The following is a 1,549-nucleotide window of genomic DNA, read 5'->3' as shown; positions in this document are numbered from 1 at the left end:
GGCGCGCGACAGCGGCAACGGCCAGGGGCTGAAGGGCGACACCTCGCTGGTGCGCCAGATCTTCGTCGTCGACGTCTCGGCCGCGACCGACATCGCCGGCGGCGCCTTCGATGCCGCCGACAAGCCGCTGGCGCCCAAGGGCGTGCTCGACCCGTCGGTGATGCCGGCCAAGCTGACGCCGTTCATCGACATCAACGACAAGGGCGAACTCGGCCGCTTCGGCCTGCACAATGGCGCGCCGAACGACAAGAACAACCTGTCGGAGAAGTGGGAGGCGATGTCGGTGGTCAGCGTTCTCGATCCGAAGCTGCCCGACGACTACTTCCTGTTCGTCGCCAACGACAACGACTTCCTCGCCCAGGACGGTTTTCAGGTCGGCGCACCCTACAAGGCGGAAGACGGCGCCGATGTCGACACCATGTTCCTGGTCTATCAGGTCACGCTGCCGGGTCTCGCCGGGAAGTAACGGCCACTGCACGGGCGGGCGCGCTTGGCGCGTCCGCTGGGCTCGCGGCAGGCATGAACGGGGCAGCGGCCTTTCAGCCGCGCGTTCGCAAGGGTGCATCTCGGTCCCGCCTGCGATATCATCGTGGACTGGATCCAAATCACCATCCGCCGAGTTGCCCGCCATGGACGAAAAAATGCCCGCGCGCCGGCGCACCGGCGACCTGACCAGCGGCCCGATCCCGCGCACGCTTCTGCTGTTCGCCCTGCCGGTGCTCGGCTCCAACGTGCTGCAGTCGCTCAACGGCTCGATCAACGCCGTCTGGGTCGGCCGTTTTCTCGGCGAATCGGCGCTGACCGCCACCTCTAATGCCAACCTCGTCCTGTTCCTGATCCTCGGCACTGTGTTCGGCATCGGCATGGCGGCCACCATCCTGGTGGCCCAGTCGGTCGGTGCCCGCGACCTGCCCGAGGCGCGCCGCATTGTCGGCACCAGCGCGACGTTCTTCTTCCTCGTCTCGGTTGTCTTCGCGGTCTGCGGCTGGATCTGGGTTGACGCCATTCTCAACACGCTCGGCACACCGGCCGACGCCTTGCCGCTGGCGCGCTCCTATCTGCGCATCATCTTCGTCGCCGTGCCGATGATGAACCTTCTGTCCTTCGTCATGACCGTGCTGCGCGGTGCCGGCGATTCACGCACCCCCTTCTTCTTCATGGCGCTGGCCGTCGTCCTCGACATCGTGCTCAACCCATTGCTCATCGCCGGCATCGGACCGTTTCCCGAACTCGGCATCGCGGGCTCCGCCACGTCCACGCTGATCGGCCAGACGGTTAGCGTGATCGCCATCCTGATCGTGCTCTATGTGCGCAAGCATCCGCTGCGGCTGGCCGGCGCCAACCTCGCTCTGCTGCGGCCCGATCCCACCTTGCTGCGCATCGTCGTCTTCAAGGGCGTGCCGATGGGCCTGCAGATGATCGTCATTTCGGCGGCGGCACTGACGGTGATGGGCATCGTCAATTCCTACGGCTCACAGGTCGCCGCCGCCTACGGCATCGCCGCCCAGCTGTGGACCTACATCCAGATGCCGGCGCTCGCCATCGGCGC

Annotated in this window: 1 protein-coding gene and 1 pseudogene; both read left to right on the top strand. The window is 66.3% G+C overall.

Going from position 1 to position 1,549, the window contains the following annotated elements:
• A pseudogene (locus EN949_RS35135) lies at window positions 1-466 on the top strand (hypothetical protein); the annotation flags it as partial.
• Between the two features lie 175 nt (window positions 467-641).
• The coding region (locus tag EN949_RS35130) for an MATE family efflux transporter (protein WP_245472584.1) at window positions 642-1,549 on the top strand (908 nt) is incomplete at its 3' end.

The sequence above is a fragment of the Mesorhizobium sp. M7A.F.Ca.US.007.01.2.1 genome (assembly GCF_003998165.1).
Taxonomy (GTDB): domain Bacteria; phylum Pseudomonadota; class Alphaproteobacteria; order Rhizobiales; family Rhizobiaceae; genus Mesorhizobium; species Mesorhizobium ciceri.
The sequence above is the reverse complement of the archived record's forward strand: the minus strand, read 5'-3'. Positions and strand labels throughout refer to the sequence as shown.